This is a genomic window from Nioella sp. MMSF_3534, assembly GCF_030732985.1.
Taxonomy (GTDB): domain Bacteria; phylum Pseudomonadota; class Alphaproteobacteria; order Rhodobacterales; family Rhodobacteraceae; genus Nioella.
The window spans coordinates 1-18,961 of the sequence record NZ_JASHJX010000017.1; the positions used below are offsets into that span (position 1 = coordinate 1).

Annotated in this window: 19 protein-coding genes; 10 read left to right on the forward strand and 9 right to left on the reverse strand. The window is 63.6% G+C overall.

Features of this window, described 5'->3' with window-relative positions; translation table 11 throughout:
• Positions 1-57: 57 nt before the first annotated feature.
• Positions 58-1,449 carry an MATE family efflux transporter gene (locus RBB16_RS08885; RefSeq protein ID WP_306045826.1) on the reverse strand — a complete coding sequence of 464 codons (1,392 nt, stop codon included), beginning with the start codon at positions 1,447-1,449 and terminating at the stop codon, positions 58-60.
• A gap of 160 nt (positions 1,450-1,609) precedes the next feature.
• Here RBB16_RS08885 and RBB16_RS08890 point away from each other — a divergent pair, with 160 nt between their 5' ends.
• The 3 genes from RBB16_RS08890 (at position 1,610) to RBB16_RS08900 (ending at position 3,417) form a co-directional block, all read left to right on the forward strand.
• On the forward strand, positions 1,610-1,975 hold the full coding sequence (locus tag RBB16_RS08890) for a mannan-binding lectin (RefSeq protein ID WP_306045827.1): 366 nt from the start codon (positions 1,610-1,612) through the stop codon (positions 1,973-1,975).
• Between the two features lie 265 nt (positions 1,976-2,240).
• A complete protein-coding gene (locus RBB16_RS08895; RefSeq protein ID WP_306045828.1) occupies positions 2,241-2,840 on the forward strand; it encodes a hypothetical protein in 600 nt (199 codons plus the stop codon).
• A 196-nt stretch (positions 2,841-3,036) separates the two neighbouring features.
• Positions 3,037-3,417 carry a hypothetical protein gene (locus RBB16_RS08900; RefSeq protein WP_306045829.1) on the forward strand — a complete coding sequence of 127 codons (381 nt, stop codon included), beginning with the start codon at positions 3,037-3,039 and terminating at the stop codon, positions 3,415-3,417.
• Between the two features lies 1 nt (position 3,418).
• On the opposite strand, the gene gltX is transcribed toward RBB16_RS08900, so the two are convergent.
• On the reverse strand, positions 3,419-4,741 hold the full coding sequence (gltX, locus tag RBB16_RS08905) for a glutamate--tRNA ligase (RefSeq protein ID WP_306045830.1): 1,323 nt from the start codon (positions 4,739-4,741) through the stop codon (positions 3,419-3,421).
• A gap of 70 nt (positions 4,742-4,811) precedes the next feature.
• The gene (locus tag RBB16_RS08910; RefSeq protein WP_306045831.1) at positions 4,812-6,074 is read right to left on the reverse strand and encodes a SulP family inorganic anion transporter; all 1,263 of its coding nucleotides are present in this window, start codon (positions 6,072-6,074) and stop codon (positions 4,812-4,814) included.
• A gap of 144 nt (positions 6,075-6,218) precedes the next feature.
• Here RBB16_RS08910 and RBB16_RS08915 point away from each other — a divergent pair, with 144 nt between their 5' ends.
• The 3 genes from RBB16_RS08915 to RBB16_RS08925 are packed head-to-tail and all read left to right on the forward strand — an operon-like array spanning position 6,219 to position 8,226.
• Positions 6,219-7,139, forward strand: coding sequence for an MBL fold metallo-hydrolase (locus RBB16_RS08915; RefSeq protein ID WP_306045832.1), 921 nt, complete (start codon positions 6,219-6,221; stop codon positions 7,137-7,139).
• Between the two features lie 39 nt (positions 7,140-7,178).
• Positions 7,179-7,586: a metallopeptidase family protein gene (locus tag RBB16_RS08920; RefSeq protein WP_371931227.1), complete on the forward strand. Its 408-nt coding sequence runs from the start codon at positions 7,179-7,181 to the stop codon at positions 7,584-7,586.
• Between the two features lie 37 nt (positions 7,587-7,623).
• Positions 7,624-8,226: a hypothetical protein gene (locus RBB16_RS08925; RefSeq protein WP_306045833.1), complete on the forward strand. Its 603-nt coding sequence runs from the start codon at positions 7,624-7,626 to the stop codon at positions 8,224-8,226.
• On the opposite strand, the gene RBB16_RS08930 is transcribed toward RBB16_RS08925, so the two are convergent.
• Positions 8,223-8,657, reverse strand: a complete 435-nt coding sequence (locus RBB16_RS08930) for a DUF1801 domain-containing protein (RefSeq protein WP_306045834.1) — start codon at positions 8,655-8,657, stop codon at positions 8,223-8,225. The genes RBB16_RS08925 and RBB16_RS08930 overlap by 4 nt on opposite strands.
• Positions 8,658-8,710: 53 nt before the next feature.
• Positions 8,711-9,091: a VOC family protein gene (locus RBB16_RS08935; protein ID WP_306045835.1), complete on the reverse strand. Its 381-nt coding sequence runs from the start codon at positions 9,089-9,091 to the stop codon at positions 8,711-8,713.
• A gap of 84 nt (positions 9,092-9,175) precedes the next feature.
• On the opposite strand from RBB16_RS08935, the gene soxR reads away from it, so the two are divergent.
• The gene (gene soxR / locus RBB16_RS08940; RefSeq protein ID WP_306045836.1) at positions 9,176-9,622 is read left to right on the forward strand and encodes a redox-sensitive transcriptional activator SoxR; all 447 of its coding nucleotides are present in this window, start codon (positions 9,176-9,178) and stop codon (positions 9,620-9,622) included.
• Here the strand turns inward: soxR and RBB16_RS08945 are convergent.
• Positions 9,619-10,170, reverse strand: a complete 552-nt coding sequence (locus tag RBB16_RS08945; RefSeq protein ID WP_306045837.1) for a 2OG-Fe(II) oxygenase — start codon at positions 10,168-10,170, stop codon at positions 9,619-9,621. The two genes, soxR and RBB16_RS08945, sit on opposite strands and share 4 nt — an antisense overlap.
• A gap of 230 nt (positions 10,171-10,400) precedes the next feature.
• Positions 10,401-12,059 (reverse strand): NAD+ synthase, encoded by a 1,659-nt coding sequence (locus tag RBB16_RS08950; protein WP_306045838.1) that lies wholly within the window; start codon positions 12,057-12,059, stop codon positions 10,401-10,403.
• 147 nt (positions 12,060-12,206) lie between these two features.
• Between RBB16_RS08950 and RBB16_RS08955 the strand changes: the two genes are divergently transcribed.
• Entirely contained in the window at positions 12,207-13,751 is a 1,545-nt protein-coding gene (locus RBB16_RS08955) for a 2-isopropylmalate synthase (RefSeq protein WP_306045839.1), read from the forward strand.
• Positions 13,752-13,762: 11 nt separating this feature from the next.
• On the opposite strand, the gene RBB16_RS08960 is transcribed toward RBB16_RS08955, so the two are convergent.
• Together RBB16_RS08960 and RBB16_RS08965 are read right to left on the reverse strand one after the other, a co-directional pair.
• Positions 13,763-15,292 carry a cryptochrome/photolyase family protein gene (locus RBB16_RS08960; RefSeq protein ID WP_306045840.1) on the reverse strand — a complete coding sequence of 510 codons (1,530 nt, stop codon included), beginning with the start codon at positions 15,290-15,292 and terminating at the stop codon, positions 13,763-13,765.
• Positions 15,289-15,957 (reverse strand): SDR family NAD(P)-dependent oxidoreductase, encoded by a 669-nt coding sequence (locus RBB16_RS08965; protein WP_306045895.1) that lies wholly within the window; start codon positions 15,955-15,957, stop codon positions 15,289-15,291. Before RBB16_RS08965 ends, RBB16_RS08960 begins: the two co-directional genes overlap by 4 nt.
• An 82-nt stretch (positions 15,958-16,039) precedes the next feature.
• Between RBB16_RS08965 and RBB16_RS08970 the strand changes: the two genes are divergently transcribed.
• Positions 16,040-16,834 (forward strand): glutathione S-transferase family protein, encoded by a 795-nt coding sequence (locus tag RBB16_RS08970; RefSeq protein ID WP_306045841.1) that lies wholly within the window; start codon positions 16,040-16,042, stop codon positions 16,832-16,834.
• Positions 16,835-17,362: 528 nt separating this feature from the next.
• Entirely contained in the window at positions 17,363-18,934 is a 1,572-nt protein-coding gene (locus RBB16_RS08975; RefSeq protein WP_306045842.1) for a 2-isopropylmalate synthase, read from the forward strand.
• The last annotated feature ends 27 nt before the right edge of the window (positions 18,935-18,961 follow it).

The following is an 18,961-nucleotide window of genomic DNA, read 5'->3' on the forward strand; positions in this document are numbered from 1 at the left end:
GGGGGTGTACGGGGGGTGTACGCATGGTGCACGGGGGGCACCGGGGTGTTTTTGCCCCTACCGGCGGAAGTTGAACAGCTGCGTCAGCCGGGCCTGGCGCTGGAACGGGCGCGGTTCGCTCGGCGGATCCTGGCGCGCAATGACCCGCATCGCCAGCCATCCCGACCACAGCCCGAACATGACCCCGCCAACCGCCTGACCGATCAGAACCCCCGCCGCGCCGAACCATGCGGCAAACAGCATCACGAAGGGAATCGTTCCCAATGTATGGCGGCCCCAATTGGTCCAGGTGGAGTAAAAGGGATGGCCCAGATTGTTGAAACTGGCGTTTGAGACGAAGATCATCCCGTTGAAAAACCACGCCAAAGCCAACGGTCCGCAGAAGAGATAGACGATCTCCTGCGACAGACCCTCCAGCTCGAACAGTGCCCCGATGGGTCCGCGCAAGACGAACAGCAGCCCCGAGACCACGACCACCACAAGCGCGGTAAAGAGCAGCCCATCCAGATAGGCCCGCCGCACCCGGTCATAGTTCTGTGCTCCGAAATTCTGGCCGATGATGGGCCCGACCGCGCCGGAGAGAGCGAAGATGGTCCCGAAGGCAACCGGGATCAGGCGCCCCACGATGGCCATGCCCGCCACCGCTTCTTCGCCAAACTCCGCCATCGCCCGCGTCACGTAGGCCTGCCCCACCGGCGTCGCCAGTTGGGTCAGGATCGCGGGCAGGGCGAGCGCGAATATGGGTCTGAAATCGCTTGTAAATTCGTCTCTGGTCGGGCGCGCGAAACCACCATAGTGGCGCAGGATCGGATAGAGCGCCGCAGCGGCGATCGACACCCGCGCCGCCACGCTGGCCAGCGCCGCGCCGGTCAGTTCCAGGTCCAGACCGAAGATCAGGATCGGGTCCAGAACCGCGTTCACCAACCCGCCGATGATGGTCGCATACATCGCCCGCCGCGCCGCGCCATGGGCCCGCAGGATCGCACCGCCGACCATGCCGATCAGCAGCAACGGAAGGCTCGGGATGATGATCTGCAAATAGCCGACCGCCAGATCATGCGTCTCGCCGGTTGCCCCCATCAATGTCACGAGGAACCCCAGATTGACCCACACAATCGCAGCGAAGACCGCACCAAAGGCAAACCCATAGCTCAGCGCCGTCGTTGCTTTCATCCGCGCACCGCTCTCATCCCCGCCGCCGAGCGCCCGCGCAACGAGCGCGCCCGCCGCAATCGACATGCCGATCCCGAAGGACGAGGTGAAGAACAGGATCGCGCCTGCATAGCCAACGGCAGCAGCGAGTTCGGCTTTCCCCAGCATCGAGATGAAGATCATGTCGACGAAATCGACAAGGAAGACCGCCATCAGCCCCAGGGATGCCGTCAGCGACATGACCGAGATGTGACGGAACAGATTGCCCTGAAGGAAGACCGCGTTTGATTGTGCCATCCCGCGTTTCTGCCACGGCGGGTGCATCACCGCCATTCCGTAATTCTGCACATAGCTCTGTCAGACCGGCGCGATTGGGGGATTCACCCTACGGCATCGCGGGATGCAGCCGGGCATAAGGGTGTCAGACAGCAACAGCACCCAAACCGGAGACAGACCCATGACCATCCTTCACCGCACCGCCATCGCCCTGACCCTCGCCGCAACCTCTGCCGCCCTGCCCGCCTTTGCCGAGAACATCGAGGCCGGCCCGATCTGGAACCAAGGCCACGCCAACCAGGTCTGCCCTGCCGTTGCCCAGGCTCATGGCGGCGAATGGACCGGCCATTGGTGGACGACCGTCCCGAATGAAATGTCGGTCTGCCAGATCCAGATGCCCGCCCGCACCGTCGAGGCAGGCCCGATCTGGAACCAGCAGCACGCCGAACAGGTCTGCCCCGCCATCGCCCATTCCCACGGGGCCGAATGGACGGGCCATTGGTGGACCACGGTCTGGAACGAGATGTCCGTCTGCCAGATCCGCTGATCCCCTCTTTCCTCCCAAGCCATTTTCCATGACGCGCGCGCCCCGGTCACCCTGCCGGGGCGTTATTTTCTTGGGGCGCGGAGAACTGAGGGAACTTCCTTTTCACATTTCGGGGAAAGACCATTCTTGAGTGACCGGAATTAGTTGCTGGCAAGTTTGGCCATAGTGGACGTTCGCCTGCAATAACTCGAAACTCGTGGTTGCATCATCGCCTCAAATAGCGGCCCACTACAAGACAAGTTCAAGTAGCCATGGAGTTGATGGAATGTCGATAGGGGTTCAGATACGCGACGATGACGGTTCTCTGTATTTTGAGACAAGTGCCCGAGTTCTAAATGGGGTGCCAGACTTCGCGGCCAAGATGGGCGAAGTCTCAGCCGCTTGGGCTTTTGCAGAGGGGCATCTCGGATGCGTGTACGCAGAATTGCTCGAAACAACACCAGAACAAGCAATTCAGCAGCTTGGCAAGGACGGGGCACAGCGTCTTACGGACAAGGCAAGGAAGTTTGCATGCACCAGACTGAATGATGATGACCTAGCTTCGCTGATTGAGCTTCTCGAACGGATGGACAAAGTGCGCTGCCAACGAAATCGTGTTCAGCATGACCTCTGGAGCTGGCGAGTCGGGGATAATAGTGCGCTTTACGCGGTGCACGTCGACAGCTACAGGCAGTTACTGCTTGAAGTGATACATAATAAGAATGAGCCCAACGGAGCCAAACTAGCTATTCATGCCGCTGATCGGTATGCCATGAAGGCCGAAAATAGATTTACGCTGCAGAATCTAGAAGAATTGCGATCGGAGATAGAGTCAGTTTCGATCGGACTCTTTGAGTTCTTCTTGAATAGGGTCGGTAGCAAATAGCTACTTCAGCGCAGTCACCAGCATGAACGAGTAATCATAGGAGCAGGCTTTTGCCCACCTGGATGTCAACTGAGCGCACTACAGATGCATTCTCGGGCCTCGGCTGAGTATAGCCAATGGGGGATCAACCCCAGGGCTATCGTGCAGGTTGGCGGGCATGGTGATCTCAACGAAACACCAGTCCAGGAGAACCCCGATGTTCCGCACCATGCTCACCACCGCCGCAATCGCCCTGACCCTTTCTACCGCCACAGCCTCCGCCGAAATCCGTCGGGTCAATATCGAGGCCCTGTACGAGGCAGAGGCCCTCATCCTCTGCAACATGCTGGCCGATGAGGAAGGCGCCACAAGCCGTGGCAGCGTCCGCAACGTGGATTATTTCCTCTACGAATGCCGCTTCGATGCGCCCGCGATGCGCAATATCACGGTCGAGGTCATGCCGCTGCTGCACGTGGCACAGGCCCGCCCCGTCTGCCGCGATGCCGCCCGCGACCGCAATGGCACCTGGACCGGCGACTGGAACGGCAACGGAGCCTTTGCCCCCGGCACCTGCACCATTCGCGTTCCCGCAGGCTAGGTCAGAGCGCCGGCTTCTTCTGCAGAAGCTGCATCACGTCGGCCATTTCCGGCCCCCGCTCCAGCCCCGTCACCGCCTTGCGAAGCGGCATGAAGAGGCCCTTGCCCTTGCGGCCCGTGGCCTCTTTCACCGCGTCGGTCCAGCTTTTCCAGGTGTCGGCGGAATAGGGCGGTTCGGGCAGCATGTCGAAGGCCTCTGCCACGAATTCCCGATCCTCATCAGCGACCAGAGGCGTCGCCCCGTCGCGGAACAGGTGCCACCAGCCCGCGATGTCGTGGCGGGTGGTGATGTTGGCGCGGGCGACGTTCCAGAAGGTCTCTGCCAGATCGTCAGGCACGCCGATTTCCGCGACCTGATCGGCCACGGCCGACAGGGGCTGCGTGTGCAGATAGCGCGCGGTCAGCGGGTAGAGATCGTCCACGTCGAACTTGGTGGGCGCGGACCCGAAATGGTTGAGGTCGAAGCCTTCCGCCAGTTGGTCCAGCGTCTCGCACAGCTCAATCGGTTGAGAGGAGCCGAGCCGCGCCATGTGGGACAGAAGCGCCATCGGCTCCACCCCGTTTTCGCGCAGATCCTTCAGCGCCAGCGTGCCGAGGCGTTTGGACAGCGCCTCCCCCTGCGGGCCGGTCAGCAGCGAATGGTGCGCGAAGGACGGCGCGCTGAATCCGAGCGCTTCCATGATCTGGATCTGCGTCGCGGTGTTGGTCACGTGGTCGGACCCGCGCACCACATGGGTCACGCCCATATCGGTATCATCCACCACCGACGCGATGGTATAAAGCACCTGCCCATCCTGCCGGATCAGCACCGGGTCAGAGACAGAGGCCGCATCAATCGACAGATCGCCAAGGATACCGTCGGTCCACTCGATCCGTTCATGGTTCAGCTTGAAGCGCCAGACACCCTGCCCGCGCTCGGCCCGCATCGCGTCCTTTTCCTCGTCCGACAGCTTCAGCGCGGCGCGGTCATAGACCGGCGGCTGGCCCATATTGAGCTGCTTCTTGCGCTTGAGATCCAGTTCCGTGGGCGTTTCCCACGCCTCGTAGAACCGGCCCTTCTCGCGCAGCTCATCGGCGGCGGCGGCGTAGCGGTCCAGCCGCTCCGACTGTTTCTCGATCCGGTCCCAGGTCAGCCCCAGCCACTCCAGATCACGCTGGATCTGATCCGCATATTCCTGCTTGGACCGCTCCGGGTCGGTATCATCAAGGCGCAGGATGAACTGCCCCCCGGCCTTCTTGGCGATCAGGAAATTGAACAGCGCTGTGCGCAGGTTCCCGACATGCAGATACCCGGTGGGGGACGGGGCGAAACGGGTGACGGTCATGGGTCTCGGACTCCTTCGGATCGGGGCGATGCTGTTTCACACACGCGCGCGAATGTCCATGGAAAGCTGCTTACCTGTCGCGCGGTGTCCAGTCGGCCGGCGGCGCATTCCGGCGATTGAGGCGCAGGGCAAGGCCGCAGGCCACACCGACCCCGATGGCAATGGTCAGATCGGCCAGAACGGTCAGAACAAGCGTAAGCAGCAGCAGGAACAGATCCGCGCGCGGCAGGGTCGCATGGGCGCGCCAATGTTGCGGCTCGCTCATGTTCCAGGCGGTCAACAGCAGCAGCCCGGCAAGCGCGGGCATCGCGAGGTATCCCGCAAGGGGCGCGGCGACCAGCATCACCAGAAGGATCGTCAATGCATGGATCAACCCCGCCACGGGGGTCTTGCCCCCGGCCCGCACATTGGTCGCCGTCCGCGCAATCGCCCCAGTGGCGGGCAGGCCGCCGAAGAGAGCCGAGCCGATATTGGCAAATCCCTGCGCCAGAACCTCGGCATTGGATCGGTGGCGACTGCCGATCATGCGATCGGCCACCATCGCGGACAGCAGCGATTCGACCCCGGCCAGAAAGGCGATAATGAAGGCGGAGGGCAGAAGTTCGATCACCCGATCATAGGTCATCTCCGGCAGATGCGGCACCGGCAGGGTAGAGGGCAGATCCCCGAAGCGGGACCGGATCGTGTCGACCGGCAGATCCAAAAAGGCGACCAAAGCCGAGGTGACCGCAACCGCCACGATCAGGCCGGGAAGGCGCGGAAACATCCGGCGCAGCACCACAATCAGACCCATGGTCACCCCGCCGATCGCCAGCGACGCGGTGTTAAGGCTGTCGCGGGCGATCCACATTTCGTGCAGCTTCTCAAAGAATTCCGCCGGGACCTCGGCCATCTCCAGCCCCATGAAATCCTTCAGCTGGCTGACCGCAATGATCACCGCGATGCCAATGGTAAACCCGTGGATCACCGGTTCCGGCACATAAGCGATCAGGCGTCCGGCGCGCAGAAACCCCGCCACAACCAGCATCACACCCGCCATCAGCGTTGCCAGCACCAGCCCGTCAAATCCATGCGCGGCAATGACCCCGTAAACGACGACAATGAACGCCCCGGTCGGCCCGCCGATCTGCACGCGGCTGCCGCCCAGAAGCGAGATCAGAAAGCCCCCGACAATCGCCGTGATCAGCCCCGTCGCAGGATCGGCCCCGGAGGCAATCGCGATGGCGAGGCTGAGCGGCAGGGCCACCATGGCCACGGTCACACCCGCCGCAAGGTCGCGCAGAAACAGCGGCCCGCTATAGCTTTGCATCGTGGTGATCAGCTTGGGTGTCATGGCGCAAGTATTCGCAGGGCAATGCCTTCGGCAAGTGGTCTCTTTGCCGCCCGCCCCCCTGGTATCAAGTTTGCGTGACGAAGCGCCAGGGGGCCGAATTTGTTCTATCTTCCCAGTGGTACACGCCAAAGAGGAGTTTGCCGCATGTCCCGCCTGAACCGTCGCTCGCTTCTGTCCATCTCGCTGGCCGCGCCGCTTATCGGCACCGCTGCGGCCCGCACCGCGCAGGCCGAGGCCCCCGCCATGGGGGCCTCTTTCGCACAGCACCGACGATTTACACTCGGATCGTTCGAGGTGACCACCCTGCTGGCCGGAACAACCCCGCGCGAGAATCCGCAAGGCATTTTCGGTACCAATGTCTCGCCCGAGGAATTCGCCGAGGTCAGCGCCGCGAATTTCCTCTCGACCGAGGTCTCGCAGTTCTTCTTTACGCCGGTTGTGGTGAATACAGGGGCAGAGGTCATCCTGTTCGACACCGGCCTCAACCCTGATGGCATCACCGGGGCGCTTTCTGCGGCGGGCTACAGCCCCGATCAGGTGGATATCGTCGTGATCACCCATATGCATGGCGACCATATCGGCGGGTTGTCCGATGGCGCGACCCCGACCTTCCCCAATGCCCGCTATGTGACGGGACGGGCCGAATTCGACCATTGGGACATGTCAGGCAACGAAGGCTTTGAAGGCAAGGTGCGCCCGCTGGCTGAAAACATGGCCTTCCTCGAGGCGGATCAGGACGTGGTGACCGGCATCACCTCGGTCGCTGCCCAAGGTCATACGCCCGGCCACATGGGCTATCACATCGAAAGCGACGGCGCGCGGCTGATGCTGTTTGCCGATCTCGCCAATCACCCCGTCTGGTCGCTGGCCCGCCCGGATTGGGAGGTGCGCTTTGACATGGACAAGGAAATGGCCGCCGAAAGCCGCCGCCGCGTGCTTGGCATGATCGCCGCCGACCGCATCCCTGCCATAGGCTACCACATGCCCTTCCCTGCACTCGGCTTCGTCGAGGCGGCTGGCGACGGGTTCCGGTGGGTGCCGGAACAGGGGCAGTTCATGTCCTGACCTCTTTCCAAGGCCCGTGTCGTGCCGCAAAAGGGGGCTATGACCGACTGGACCTCCTGCATGCCCCCTGACCTCGCTGCGTTCGAGGCGATGGCCGAGGCCGCGCGACAGGCGTTGCCGGAGCCCTATCGCCGCGCGGCCATGCAGGTGGCGCTGAGGGTCGAGGATTTCGCCAGCGACGAGATGCTGGACGCGTTGGAGATCGAGAACCCGTATGAGCTGACCGGGCTCTATGAAGGCATCCCGCTGACCGAAAAATCGGTGATGGATCAACCGATGGGGCCGGATGTGATCTGGCTCTTTCGCCGGGCGATTCTGGAGGAATGGGCAGATCGGGGCGATATCCCGCTTGGCCACCTGATTGGCCATGTGCTTGTGCATGAGCTTGCCCATCACTTCGGCTGGTCCGACGCGGATATCGCCGAGATTGACCCGTGGTGGGAGTAATGCTTGACCCGCGCGGCGCGGCGCGCAAGCTGACCGCATGCGTATTCTGTTCTGCCTTTTCCTGATGACCGGCGCGGCCCTGGCCGACCCCTGCACTCAATCGCCCCGCGCCTTCTGGTCCGAGGCCTGTGCCGACCCGCTGACCCGAGCCGTTACTCTGGAGATGGAGGCGCTGATAGCTGAGGTTCGCGAAACGCCCGGTCTGCATCCCGGCACCTGGGCCGCGCTCGGGCTGCGCGCCGAGATGGTTTATCTCGAACTCGATGCCTGTCTTGGAACCGATATCCCAACTGCCTGCATGCTGCCCATTGCTGCCCGCCATGTTGCGGAGCTGCTGGAGGGGGCCTATCTGAACGGCGAACGCGAGGGGCTGGCGCGCGGACCGGTCGATCTGCTCTGCCCGGAATACGCGCGCCCGTTCCATCTGACCCGTTTCGACACCGACCCGGCGATGATCTGGATATCCCCCGGCTATGCGCTGCTGACGCGAGACACCGCCGCGCAAAACGTGGTTTATGGCGGACGCAGTGCGGAGGGCACCATTGATCTGGGGATCACCCCTGCGGGGCAAGTCGTGCTGACCGGCCTGTCCTCGCGCCCGATGCCCTGCATGATCGCGGACGACAGCCTGCTTCGCTAGGTCGGTTCTACCGGCCACCGCTGTCCAAGGTCGTTCAGCCCCGCGCGAATCAGTTCCTCAAGCACGTCGAGGTCGATATCGGCCAGTTTGTTCACATAGAGGCAGGATTTGCCGATCCTGTGCTTCCCGAGCCGGTCGAGGGTCGCCCCGAAATCCGCATAACCCGGCATGATGTAGATCGACAGATTGGCCTTGCGGGGGCTGAAACCGGTGGCCAGAAAATCGCCCTCGCGCCCGCTGTCATAGATGTAGTGATACTGCCCGTAGCCGATGATTGTCGGTCCCCACATGCAGGGTTGAAACCCTGTTACGCGGCGAAAGAGCTTGTCCAGCGCTTCAGCATCTGCGCGGCGGGTCGGATGCTGAAGCGCCGCAATGAAGTCGGCGGGGTCGACGGGCGTGACCGTGGTCTTGTTCTCTGCCTTCGGCATGGGCGGGCCTCCTGCCACGGGAGAGTAGCAGCAGATGGCCCGCCAGCGAAGGGTCAGGCGTAGCTGACCACCTCGATCTCGATATTGTCCGGCCCGTCGAAGTAGAAGCGGCGGCCGGGTTCGTAGTCGCCGTGGTTGAAGGGCGTGTAGCCTGCGGCTGTCACCTTTTCCTCAACGGCATCGAGATCCTCGACCACCACACCGATATGGTTCAGCCCGCCCGGCGTGCGATAGCGGTCGGGGGCCTTCATCTGGCCGCCCTGGCTATAGGCCACGACATAGCTGTCCTCGTTGCCCACATGGATGGACAGCCCGCCGCCCTTGCCCTCGCCCTGCCAGCGGATGCGCCAGCCGAAGAGATCGACCAACAGGTCCGCCACTTTCTGCGGGTCGCTGACGGTCACGTTCACATGTTCCAGAAAAGCTGCGGTCATATCGGGTCTCCTTCACGGTTGATTCGCTTTCCGGTTTCATGGTGTAATTGCTAAAGTTCACTTTAGCTCAAGGGATTTCTTTTCATGCGCCGCCCCGGAGACATGCTGCCCATTGGCCGGATTGCCGAGCGCACCGGCATGGCCGTGTCCGCCATCCGCTATTACGAGGCCGAAGGGCTGGTTCATCCGATCCGCACCGCCGCCGGTCAGCGGCAGTTCCGGCGGTCCGACATCCGTAGGCTGAGTTTCGTGAAGATCGCACAGGAACTGGGGTTTTCGCTGAACGAGATCCGCGAGGAAATGGCCAAGCTGCCAGAGGGGCGCACACCGACCAAGGCCGATTGGGAACGCATCAGCCGCCGGTTTCGCACGGTTCTGGACCAGCGGATCGACCAACTGCAACGCACCCGCGACAAGCTCGACGGCTGTATCGGCTGCGGCTGCCTGAGCCTGAAGAGTTGTGCGCTGTATAATCCCGATGACGAGAAGGGCGCGCGCGGGGCAGGCCCGCGCAACATCATCGACGGCTAGCGAAAGGCAGGTCCGTGGCACCAGATGGTGAGTGACTTGCGCTCGCCCTCGGTCACAGGTGTGACCCGGTGCAGAACGAAGGACGGAAACAGGGTCGCGCTGCCCTGCGACATGTCCGCGATGACCGTGCCCGCGCCCGGCATCAGTTCCAGCTTGCCGCCGGTGTAGGAGGACGGCTCCGACAATTGCACCACCATGGTCAGCTTGCGCTTGGATGCCAGCCGTCCGTCACCGATATCGGAATGCCAGTCGAAATGTCCCTGCCGGTCAGCGCTGTAGCGGGCGACCTGCGCGGATTCAGAGAAATCGGTCAGGTCATAGCCGTAGACCTGTCGGTTTGCCTCGCGCACGAGCGCGATGATCCGGTCCATCACCCAATCGGCCTCTGCCACCTCGTCGAGCCAGACCAGATCGGCCCGGCGCAGGTCGTGATCGGTGGCATTGCGGGTCAGGCCCGCGTCCTGAGCAGGAGCGGCATCGGCCATGGCGGTGATGCGGGCGCAGTCTTCGGCGGTGAAGGCGGCGGTGACGGAGTGGATCTGGATCATGGGAGGGGGAAGTCCGAATAGTGATCCCCGCGGGTGGCAGATATCGCGTGATCCGTCGCGCCGATTTGCGACCGGAGAGACAGATTGCGACGGGTTTTTCGCCGTGCCTTCGGCACGTCGACCCGCGCGCGGCTGCGCCGCGCGATGATTGGCTTAAGAGAAAGAATGGGGCGCTGCCCCCGTCGCCTGGCGGCGACTCCCCCGAGGTATTTGGGCCAAGCTGAAAGGGCTCAGCTCGGGTCGCGCCAGCGGTTGACGATGGGATAGCGGCGGTCGAGCCAGAAGGCGCGTTCGGTCAGGCGCGCGCCGGGGGCGGACTGAAAGCGCTTGTATTCCGAGATGTAGATCAGGCTTTCGACCTTTTTCACCGTGTCGCGGTCGTAGCCCATGGCGACGACATCGGCGACCGAGGCTTCCTTGTCGATCAGCATCTCCAGGATCACGTCGAGCACTTCATAGGGGGGCAGGCTGTCCTCGTCCTTCTGGTCTTCGCGCAGTTCGGCGGTCGGGGGCTTGTCGATGACGCGGGGCGGAATGACCTCGCCCGCGGGCGCCAGCATCCATGGGCGGTGATTGGCGTTGCGCCAGCGGCAGGTCTCGAAGACGCGGGTCTTGTACATGTCCTTGATCGGGTTGTAGCCGCCCGCCATGTCGCCATAGATCGTGGCATAGCCCACGGCGACCTCGGACTTGTTGCCGGTGGTCAGCAGCATTTCCCCGAACTTGTTCGACAGCGCCATAAGGATCACGCCGCGCAGGCGGGACTGGATGTTTTCCTCGGTCAGATCCGGGTCTGTTCCCGCGAAGAGGGGGGCAAGCGCCTCGGTCATCGCGGCGCGGGGGCCGGAGATTGGGACCGTGTCGAGCCGCGTGCCAAGCGCCTGTGCCACGGCAGCAGCGTCTTCTAGGGACTCGGTCGAGGTATATTCCGACGGCATCATCACGCAGCGGACGTTTTCAGGCCCGAGCGCATCGGCGGCAATGGTTGCCACGATGGCGGAATCGATGCCGCCCGACAGCCCGAGCAGCACCTGTTTGAAACCGGTTTTACCGAGGTAATCGCGCACCGATTCGACCATGCAGCGGTAGTCGGCCTCCCATTCATCGGGAAGGTGGGCCTTTTCACCCTCGACCGCGCGCCAGCCTTCATCGCCGCGCTCGAAATCCACATGGGTCAGAACCTCGTCCATGAAGGGCATCTGCACGGCAAGCGCCCCGCCGGGGTTCAGAACGAAACTGGCCCCGTCGAAGATCTGGTCATCCTGCGCGCCGGTGAGGTTGAGATAGGCCAGCGGCAACCCGGTCTCGATCACGCGCGCCACGGTCACCGCCTGACGAATGTTCATCTTGCCGCGATGATAGGGGGAGCCGTTGGGGGAAATCAGAATCTCGGCCCCGGTTTCTTCCAGCGTTTCGCAGACATCCTCGAACCAGCAATCCTCGCAGATCGGGAAGCCGATGCGCACCGGGCCCACCTGAACCGGCCCCTGCATCTCGCCCGCGTGGTAGTAGCGTTTCTCGTCGAAGACGTTGTAATTGGGCAGGTGATGTTTCAGCACCGTCGCCTGCACCTTGCCGCCCTGAAGGATGAAATAGGCGTTGAAGGGCTTGTCCCCGCCGGGCCAGGGACCGCCGATTCCAATCGCGGGACCATCGGCGCAATCCTGCGCAAGCTGTTCCACCACGCGGGCCACGTCGGCGGCGAAGGCGGGTTTGCGCACCAGATCCTGCAACTGGTAGCCGGTGACGAACATTTCCGGGAAGGCGATCAGGTCCGCCCCCGCGGCCTTGGCCGTTTCCCACGCGGCGCGGGCCTTGGCGGCATTGGCCTCCAGCGCACCGACGGTGGCGTTGAGCTGCGCGAGCGTTACTCGGAATCTGTCGGACATGGGGCCTCGCCTCGGGTCGGTATCAAGCCGCCTTTTAGCAGATCACCGCCCGCCGCCAAGTCACCCGGACCAAAAGACATTGCGAGGTTAATCCCCCTCCACTAGGTTTACCGGCGACACGGGCAACGAAAACCTCAAAGGGGGCACATGGTGGGCCAAGCAGGTAAGGGCTTCCTACACCGCGTTTTCATGGCAGGCAGCACGGCGCTGTTGCTGTCCGGTGCCGCTTGGGCGCAAGAGAGCGGTGAGGTCGAGATCCACATGTATGAAGGTGGCGGGATCTACGAAGGCACGTTCCGCAACGGGGTCCAGCATGGGACCGGCACCTACCGCCTGCCCAATGGCTATGAATATACCGGCGAATGGGTCGATGGTGAAATTCGCGGTCAGGGCCGCGCGGTGTTCCCCGATGGCTCGATCTATGAAGGCGCCTTTGCCGAGGGGCGACCCCATGGCTTCGGCTCGATCACCTTTGCTGACGGCTCGACCTATGAGGGCGAATGGTCCGAGGGGCGCATCAACGGTCAGGGCGTCGCGCTCTATGCCAATGGCGTGCGCTACGAGGGCGGCTTCCGCAATGCGCTTCACCACGGCACCGGCACGATGGATAGCCCCAACGGCTATCGCTACGAAGGCCAGTGGGTGAACGGGCTGAAACAGGGCGCGGGCCGCATCACCTACCCCGATGGCGCGGTGTATGAGGGCAATTTCGAGAACGGCCAGCGTCAGGGTCAGGGCCGGCTGGAGATGCCCGATGGCGTCATCTACGAAGGCCAGTGGCAGGCGGGCCAGATCAACGGCACCGGCACGCTGACGCAACCCAATGGCGATGTCTACGAAGGCCAGCTTGTGAACGGCCAGCGGCAGGGGCAGGGTGTGGTGCGCTATGCCAATGGCGATCGCTACGAAGGCGCCTTTGCCAATGACCGCCGCCATGGGCAGGGCGAATTCCGGGGCGCTGACGGCTATCTCTATGTCGGCCAGTGGATCGACGGGCGGATCGAGGGAACGGGGCGCGTCACCTATCCCGATGGCTCTGTCTACGAAGGCGCGTTCCGCAACGATCTCGCCCATGGGCGCGGGATGATCACCTATGAAGACGAGTCCACCTATGACGGCGAATGGGTCGAAGGGGTGATTCAGGGCTTCGGTGTCGCGCGCTATGCCAACGGGCTGGTCTATGAGGGCCAGTTCCTGAATGCCCGCCAGCACGGGCAGGGCGTCATGACCTATACCGACGGCTACCGCTACGAAGGGGCCTGGGCCGACGGGCTGCGCCACGGGCAGGGGATCGCCACCTATGCCGATGGCACCGTCTACGAGGGCGGCTTCGTCGCGGGCCAGCGCGAGGGCGAGGGCACGCTGACCATGCCCGACGGCTTCACCTATACCGGCGAATGGCAGGGCGGAGAGATCAACGGCACCGGCCGCGCCACCTATGCCAATGGCGATGTCTATCAGGGCCGCTTCGTGAACGGCACGCGGCAGGGTGCGGGCACCATGACCTACGCCGCCACCGAGGATCAGGAAGCGCGCGTCGTGCAAGGCATGTGGGAAGAGGGCCGGTTGGTCACGGAAGAGACCGCAGAGGATGACGCAGCAGATGCGCCTGACGAGGCAACCGACACCCCCGAACCGCCGTCGGAAGCCACCGGTGATGCCGACGCGACTGAGGATTCCGAGACGCAGTAGGCAGGGCGGGTTCAGACAGGCTGACCCTCGTCCAGACGCTCCAGAAGTGCATCGGCGTCGGCAAGTACCTGTGCGCGGCGGTCGTCCGCCATCCGATCCCAGGTGCGATACATCTGGGCCATGCGCGGGTTCTGAGAAAACCTGTCGCGGTGGCGGATCAGGAAGTGCCAATAGAGCAGGTTGAACGGGCAGGCATCCGGGCCGGTCTTGATCTTCACGCCATAGTCGCAGGTCTTGCAGTAGTCCGACATCCGGTCGATGTAGTTGCCCGATGACACATAGGGTTTCGACCCGACAACACCGCCATCGGCAAACTGGCTCATCCCCACGGTATTGGGGGCCTCCACCCATTCATAGGCGTCGGCATAGACGGCCAGATACCACTCATGCACCTCTGCCGGGTCGATCCCGGCCAGCAGGGCGAAATTGCCCGTTACCATCAGCCGCTGGATGTGGTGGGCGTAGGCCTCTCGCCGGGTGACGCCGACCGCCTCTTTCATGCAGCGCATCCCGGTCTCGCCGCCCCAGTAGACCGGGGGCAGTTTGCGGCTATGGTCCAGCGCGTTGCGGCGCGCATAGCCCGGCCCCTCGTGAAAATAGATCCCGCGCACGAATTCACGCCAGCCGATGATCTGGCGGATGAAGCCCTCCACAGCGTTCAGCGGAGCGTCACCCACGCGATAGGCGGTTTCCGCCCGGCGGCAGACCTCCAGCGGGTCGAGCAGCCCGGCATTGATGTAGACCGACAGGACCGAATGAAAGAGGAAGTCCTGCCCGGTCACCATCGCATCCTGATAGTCACCGAACTTCGGCAGGGCATGGGCGATGAAATGGTCGAGCGCCTGCTCCGCCTGCACGGGATCGGTGGCGAACCAGAAGGGCCGCAGGTCGCCGAAATGATGGCCGAACCGCGCCTCGACGAGGGTCAGCACCTCCTCCGTCACGTCATCGGGTTCGAACCGGGGCGGCAGCGTGCCGGAGAGTCCCTTCGGCGGCCCCTTGCGGTTGTCGTGGTCAAAGTTCCACTGCCCGCCCTCGGGCTGGTCGCCCTCCATCAGCAGGCCCGTCTTGCGCCGCATCTCGCGGTAGAAGAACTCCATCCGCAGCGCCTTGCGACCCTTGGCCCACGTCTCGAATTCCGCATGGGTGCAGAGGAACCGGTCATCCTCCAGCATCCGCACCGTCACAGGATGATCCCGCAGCGCCTCGATCAGCCGCCATTCGCCGGGTTCCGTGGCCAGCACTTTGGTCGCCCCGAACTCCGCCGCTCGCCGCAGCAACTCCCCTCCGATGGACCCCGCATTGTCCGGATCATCCAGCCGCGTATAGGCGATGTGCCAGCCATCGGCCTGCAACCGGGCCGCGAATTTGCGCATGGACGCGAACAGGAACGCGATCTTCTTGGGGTGGTGCGGGACATAGTTCGTTTCCGCCGCGACCTCTGCCATCACCACCACATCGCGCGCCTTGTCAGCCGCCTTCAGCGCCGCCACCGTGGGCGTCAGCTGATCGCCCAGAACCAGCACAAGGCGCGGGCTCACCACGGCACCGCCTTGCCCGCCCAATCGAAGAACTGACCGCTGTCAGCGGGCGACAGCCCGTCGATCACCCGGATGAGGTTCTGTGCGGCCTCCTCGGGCGTCACCGATCCGTGCCGTGCCAGGTAAGGGCCGGTCAGCCGAGTCTGCACCGTGCCCGGATGCAACGACACAAGGATCGCCTGCTTGCGCAGCCGCCCGTATTCGATGGCCGAGGTCCGAAGGATCTGGTTCACCGCCGCCTTCGCCGCGCGGTAGCTGATCCAGCCGCCAAGCCGGTTGTCCCCGATAGACCCCACCCGCGCCGACAAAACGGCGACCACGGACCGCCGGTCGCGCGGCACAAGTGGCAACAGGTGTTTCAGCACCAACGCCGGACCGATTGCGTTCAACGCGAACTGTGCGGCCATGTCGGCGGGATCCAGCGCGCGGATGCTCTTTTCCGGCCCCACCCCGTCGATCTGCAAGGCACCCGTTGTGACCAGAACCCGGTCGAACGTGCCCTCCTGCGCGCCCAGAACCCGCGCAATGCTGGCCTCGTCCGTCAGGTCCAGCCCGTCCGCGCTGCGCGACAGGCGCACGACCTCGCCGCGCGGTTCCAGCGCCGCCGCCAATGCCGCGCCGATCCCGCCCGAGGCGCCGATGATGAGTGTTCTTTCCCGTGTCATGAGACGGGAGCTAATGCGCCCATGGCTCTGGTCAAACGCGCCCTGCCCCGGCATTCTGGCCAAACCGGAAAAGGACGCGCCCATGACCAAACCCATCATCTACCACATCCCCGTCTGCCCCTTTTCGCAGCGCATCGAAATCCTGCTGGAGCTGAAAGGCCTGCGCGACGCGGTGGAATTCCGCGTTGTGGACATCACCAAACCCCGCGACCCGGCGCTTCTGGCCAAGACGCGCGGCACCACCGCGCTGCCGGTTCTGGAAACCGAGGATGGGCGCATCCTGAAGGAAAGCCTCGTCATCATGCGCTACGTGGAGGAGCGGTTTGCCGATACGCCCGTGGCGCGCACAGACCCGTTCGAGCGCGCCATCGAACGCATGATGATCACCCGCGAAGGGCCCTTCACCATGACCGGCTACATGATGGTGATGAACCGCGACCGGGCGAAGACCGACGATTTTCGCACCAAGATGCTGGACCACTACGCGTGGCTGTCGGATTTCCTCGACCATCACAATCCCGGCGGTCTGTGGCTGTTCGACGATTTCGGGCTGGCCGAACTGGTCTTCACCCCGATGATGATGCGCTTCTGGTTTCTCGACTATTACGAAGGCTTCGAGATTCCCGATGAGCCCCGCTTCGCCCGCGTCCGCCGCTGGCGCGACGCCTGCCTCGCCCACCCCGCCGCGCAGCAGGTGTCCTATGACGAGATCGTGAAACTCTACTACGACTACGCCATCGGGGCGGGGAATGGCGCGCTGCCCGAGGGGCGGGAGGTCTCCAGCTTCACCTTCACGCCGGACTGGCCCGACCGCCCGATGCCCCCCAAGGACAAGTACGACCGGATCGCAACGGACGCGGAACTGGGGCTGGTCTGAGGGGGCTGAGCGTCAGCTACAATTGGGTTCGTCATCGCTCTTTCAACCGAATTCGAGTCGGTGCATGTGCGACGTGGATCCCGTCGATGTGCCCGCTGAGGATCGGGCCCGCGCGGAATCAAGGCCAAAGGCCGCCGCGCATCGACGGGCCGCCCCCCGGCACGGCGATTTGGTGGGGCTTGGTGCCCCGATCTGATCTTTCACGAATGTGGCAGGCATAAAGCGCCGCCGCTCAACCGTTGGCTCGCCGCACCGCGGCCCGTCGCCGCGCGGCTTTTGCCAACGGTGACAGCCGATCCTCCTCCAACAAAGCAAAATGGGGGTTTCCATCCCGTTTCCCGCACGTAATATGCGCCCCATGACGACGCACGGCCATATCAAGACCCTGACCGCCCCCACGGGCGGCCTAGACCTGTGCGCTCTTCTTCTCCTTAGCCGCCTCTGAGCGTGCCTTTCGGCGCGACCGCTCAGGGGGGAACCAGCGCCGAAACGACACAAGACATTCAGGCTAAGACCAAGGATACCCCCATGACCATCGACAAAGATCGCGTGTTGATCTTCGACACTACCTTGCGTGACGGCGAACAGTCGCCCGGCGCCACCATGAGCCATGATGAGAAGCTGGAGATCGCAGCGCTTCTGGACGAGATGGGCGTCGACATCATCGAGGCGGGCTTTCCCATTGCCTCGGAAGGCGATTTCGCCGCCGTGTCCGAGATTGCCAAGCTCGCGAAATCCGCCACGATCTGCGGCCTCGCGCGCGCCAATTACAAGGATATCGACCGCTGTTGGGAGGCCGTGAAACACGCCGTTTCCCCGCGCATCCACACCTTCATCGGCACCTCGCCCCAGCACCGCGCCATACCGAACCTGACCATGGACGAAATGGCCGACCGCATCCATGAAACCGTGACCCACGCCCGCAATCTCTGCGACAACGTGCAGTGGTCGCCGATGGACGCGACCCGGACGGAATGGGACTACCTGCGCCGCGTGGTGGAGATCGCCATCAAGGCGGGCGCCACCACGATCAACATCCCCGACACCGTGGGCTATACCGCGCCGGTGGAATCGGCTGACCTGATCCGCCGCCTGATCGCCGAGGTTCCGGGTGCTGACGAGGTGATCTTCGCCACCCATTGCCACAATGACCTTGGCATGGCGACGGCCAACGCGCTCGGGGCCGTGGCAGGGGGCGCGCGGCAGATCGAATGCACGATCAACGGTCTGGGCGAACGCGCGGGCAACACCGCGCTGGAAGAGGTCGTTATGGCGCTCAAGGTCCGCCATGACATCATGCCGTGGCACACCAATATCGACACCCGCAAGATCATGCATATCTCGCGCCGGGTCTCGACCGTGTCGGGCTTCGCCGTGCAACCCAACAAGGCCATCGTCGGTAAGAACGCCTTCGCCCATGAAAGCGGCATCCACCAGGACGGGATGCTGAAAAGCGCCGATACGTTCGAGATCATGCGGCCAGAGGATGTGGGCCTTGCCGGGACCTCACTGCCTTTGGGCAAGCATTCGGGCCGCGCCGCGCTGCGCGCCAAGCTCAAGGATTTGGGCTTCGACATGGTCGACAACCAGCTCAACGATCTCTTCGTGCGGTTCAAGGCGCTTGCCGACCGCAAGAAAGAGGTTTTTGACGATGACCTGATCGCGCTGGTCACCGATGCCGCCGCTGCGGGCACCGAGGATCATCTGGAACTGAAATTCCTGCGCGTGATCTGCGGCACCGAGGCGCCCCAGTCCGCTGACATCACTTTGCGGGTGGGCGATGCCGACAAACAGGCCACTGCGCAGGGCGACGGCCCGGTTGACGCGGCCTTCAATGCGGTAAAGGCGCTCTACCCGAACGAGGCGGCCTTGCAGCTCTATCAGGTCAGTGCCGTGACCGAGGGCATGGACGCGCAGGCCACCGTGACCGTCCGGATCGAGGAAGACGGGCGCATCGCCACCGGGCAATCGGCGGATACCGATACCGTGGTGGCCAGCGTCAAGGCCTACGTCAACGCATTGAACCGCCTGATCGTCCGGCGCGAGAAGCTGGGCGAAGGCAGTGACAAGCGCGAAGTCTCCTACAAGGACGTGAACTGATCACCGAAGCGGCCGCCCCACAAAGGC

What these genes read in the sequence shown, in the direction of transcription:
- RBB16_RS08885 (WP_306045826.1), bottom strand. Translation starts at nt 1,449, where the DNA reads ATGGCACAATCAAACGCGGTCTTCCTTCAGGGCAATCTGTTCCGTCAC.
- RBB16_RS08895 (WP_306045828.1), top strand. Translation starts at nt 2,241, where the DNA reads ATGTCGATAGGGGTTCAGATACGCGACGATGACGGTTCTCTGTATTTT.
- RBB16_RS08935 (WP_306045835.1), bottom strand. Translation starts at nt 9,091, where the DNA reads ATGACCGCAGCTTTTCTGGAACATGTGAACGTGACCGTCAGCGACCCG.
- RBB16_RS08965 (WP_306045895.1), bottom strand. Translation starts at nt 15,957, where the DNA reads ATGACACGGGAAAGAACACTCATCATCGGCGCCTCGGGCGGGATCGGC.
- RBB16_RS08930 (WP_306045834.1), bottom strand. Translation starts at nt 8,657, where the DNA reads ATGCCGAAGGCAGAGAACAAGACCACGGTCACGCCCGTCGACCCCGCC.
- RBB16_RS08900 (WP_306045829.1), top strand. Translation starts at nt 3,037, where the DNA reads ATGTTCCGCACCATGCTCACCACCGCCGCAATCGCCCTGACCCTTTCT.
- RBB16_RS08910 (WP_306045831.1), bottom strand. Translation starts at nt 6,074, where the DNA reads ATGACACCCAAGCTGATCACCACGATGCAAAGCTATAGCGGGCCGCTG.
- RBB16_RS08890 (WP_306045827.1), top strand. Translation starts at nt 1,610, where the DNA reads ATGACCATCCTTCACCGCACCGCCATCGCCCTGACCCTCGCCGCAACC.
- RBB16_RS08915 (WP_306045832.1), top strand. Translation starts at nt 6,219, where the DNA reads ATGTCCCGCCTGAACCGTCGCTCGCTTCTGTCCATCTCGCTGGCCGCG.
- RBB16_RS08945 (WP_306045837.1), bottom strand. Translation starts at nt 10,170, where the DNA reads ATGATCCAGATCCACTCCGTCACCGCCGCCTTCACCGCCGAAGACTGC.
- RBB16_RS08950 (WP_306045838.1), bottom strand. Translation starts at nt 12,059, where the DNA reads ATGTCCGACAGATTCCGAGTAACGCTCGCGCAGCTCAACGCCACCGTC.
- RBB16_RS08955 (WP_306045839.1), top strand. Translation starts at nt 12,207, where the DNA reads ATGGTGGGCCAAGCAGGTAAGGGCTTCCTACACCGCGTTTTCATGGCA.
- RBB16_RS08975 (WP_306045842.1), top strand. Translation starts at nt 17,363, where the DNA reads ATGACCATCGACAAAGATCGCGTGTTGATCTTCGACACTACCTTGCGT.
- RBB16_RS08970 (WP_306045841.1), top strand. Translation starts at nt 16,040, where the DNA reads ATGACCAAACCCATCATCTACCACATCCCCGTCTGCCCCTTTTCGCAG.
- RBB16_RS08925 (WP_306045833.1), top strand. Translation starts at nt 7,624, where the DNA reads ATGCGTATTCTGTTCTGCCTTTTCCTGATGACCGGCGCGGCCCTGGCC.
- gltX (WP_306045830.1), bottom strand. Translation starts at nt 4,741, where the DNA reads ATGACCGTCACCCGTTTCGCCCCGTCCCCCACCGGGTATCTGCATGTC.
- RBB16_RS08920 (WP_371931227.1), top strand. Translation starts at nt 7,179, where the DNA reads ATGACCGACTGGACCTCCTGCATGCCCCCTGACCTCGCTGCGTTCGAG.
- soxR (WP_306045836.1), top strand. Translation starts at nt 9,176, where the DNA reads ATGCGCCGCCCCGGAGACATGCTGCCCATTGGCCGGATTGCCGAGCGC.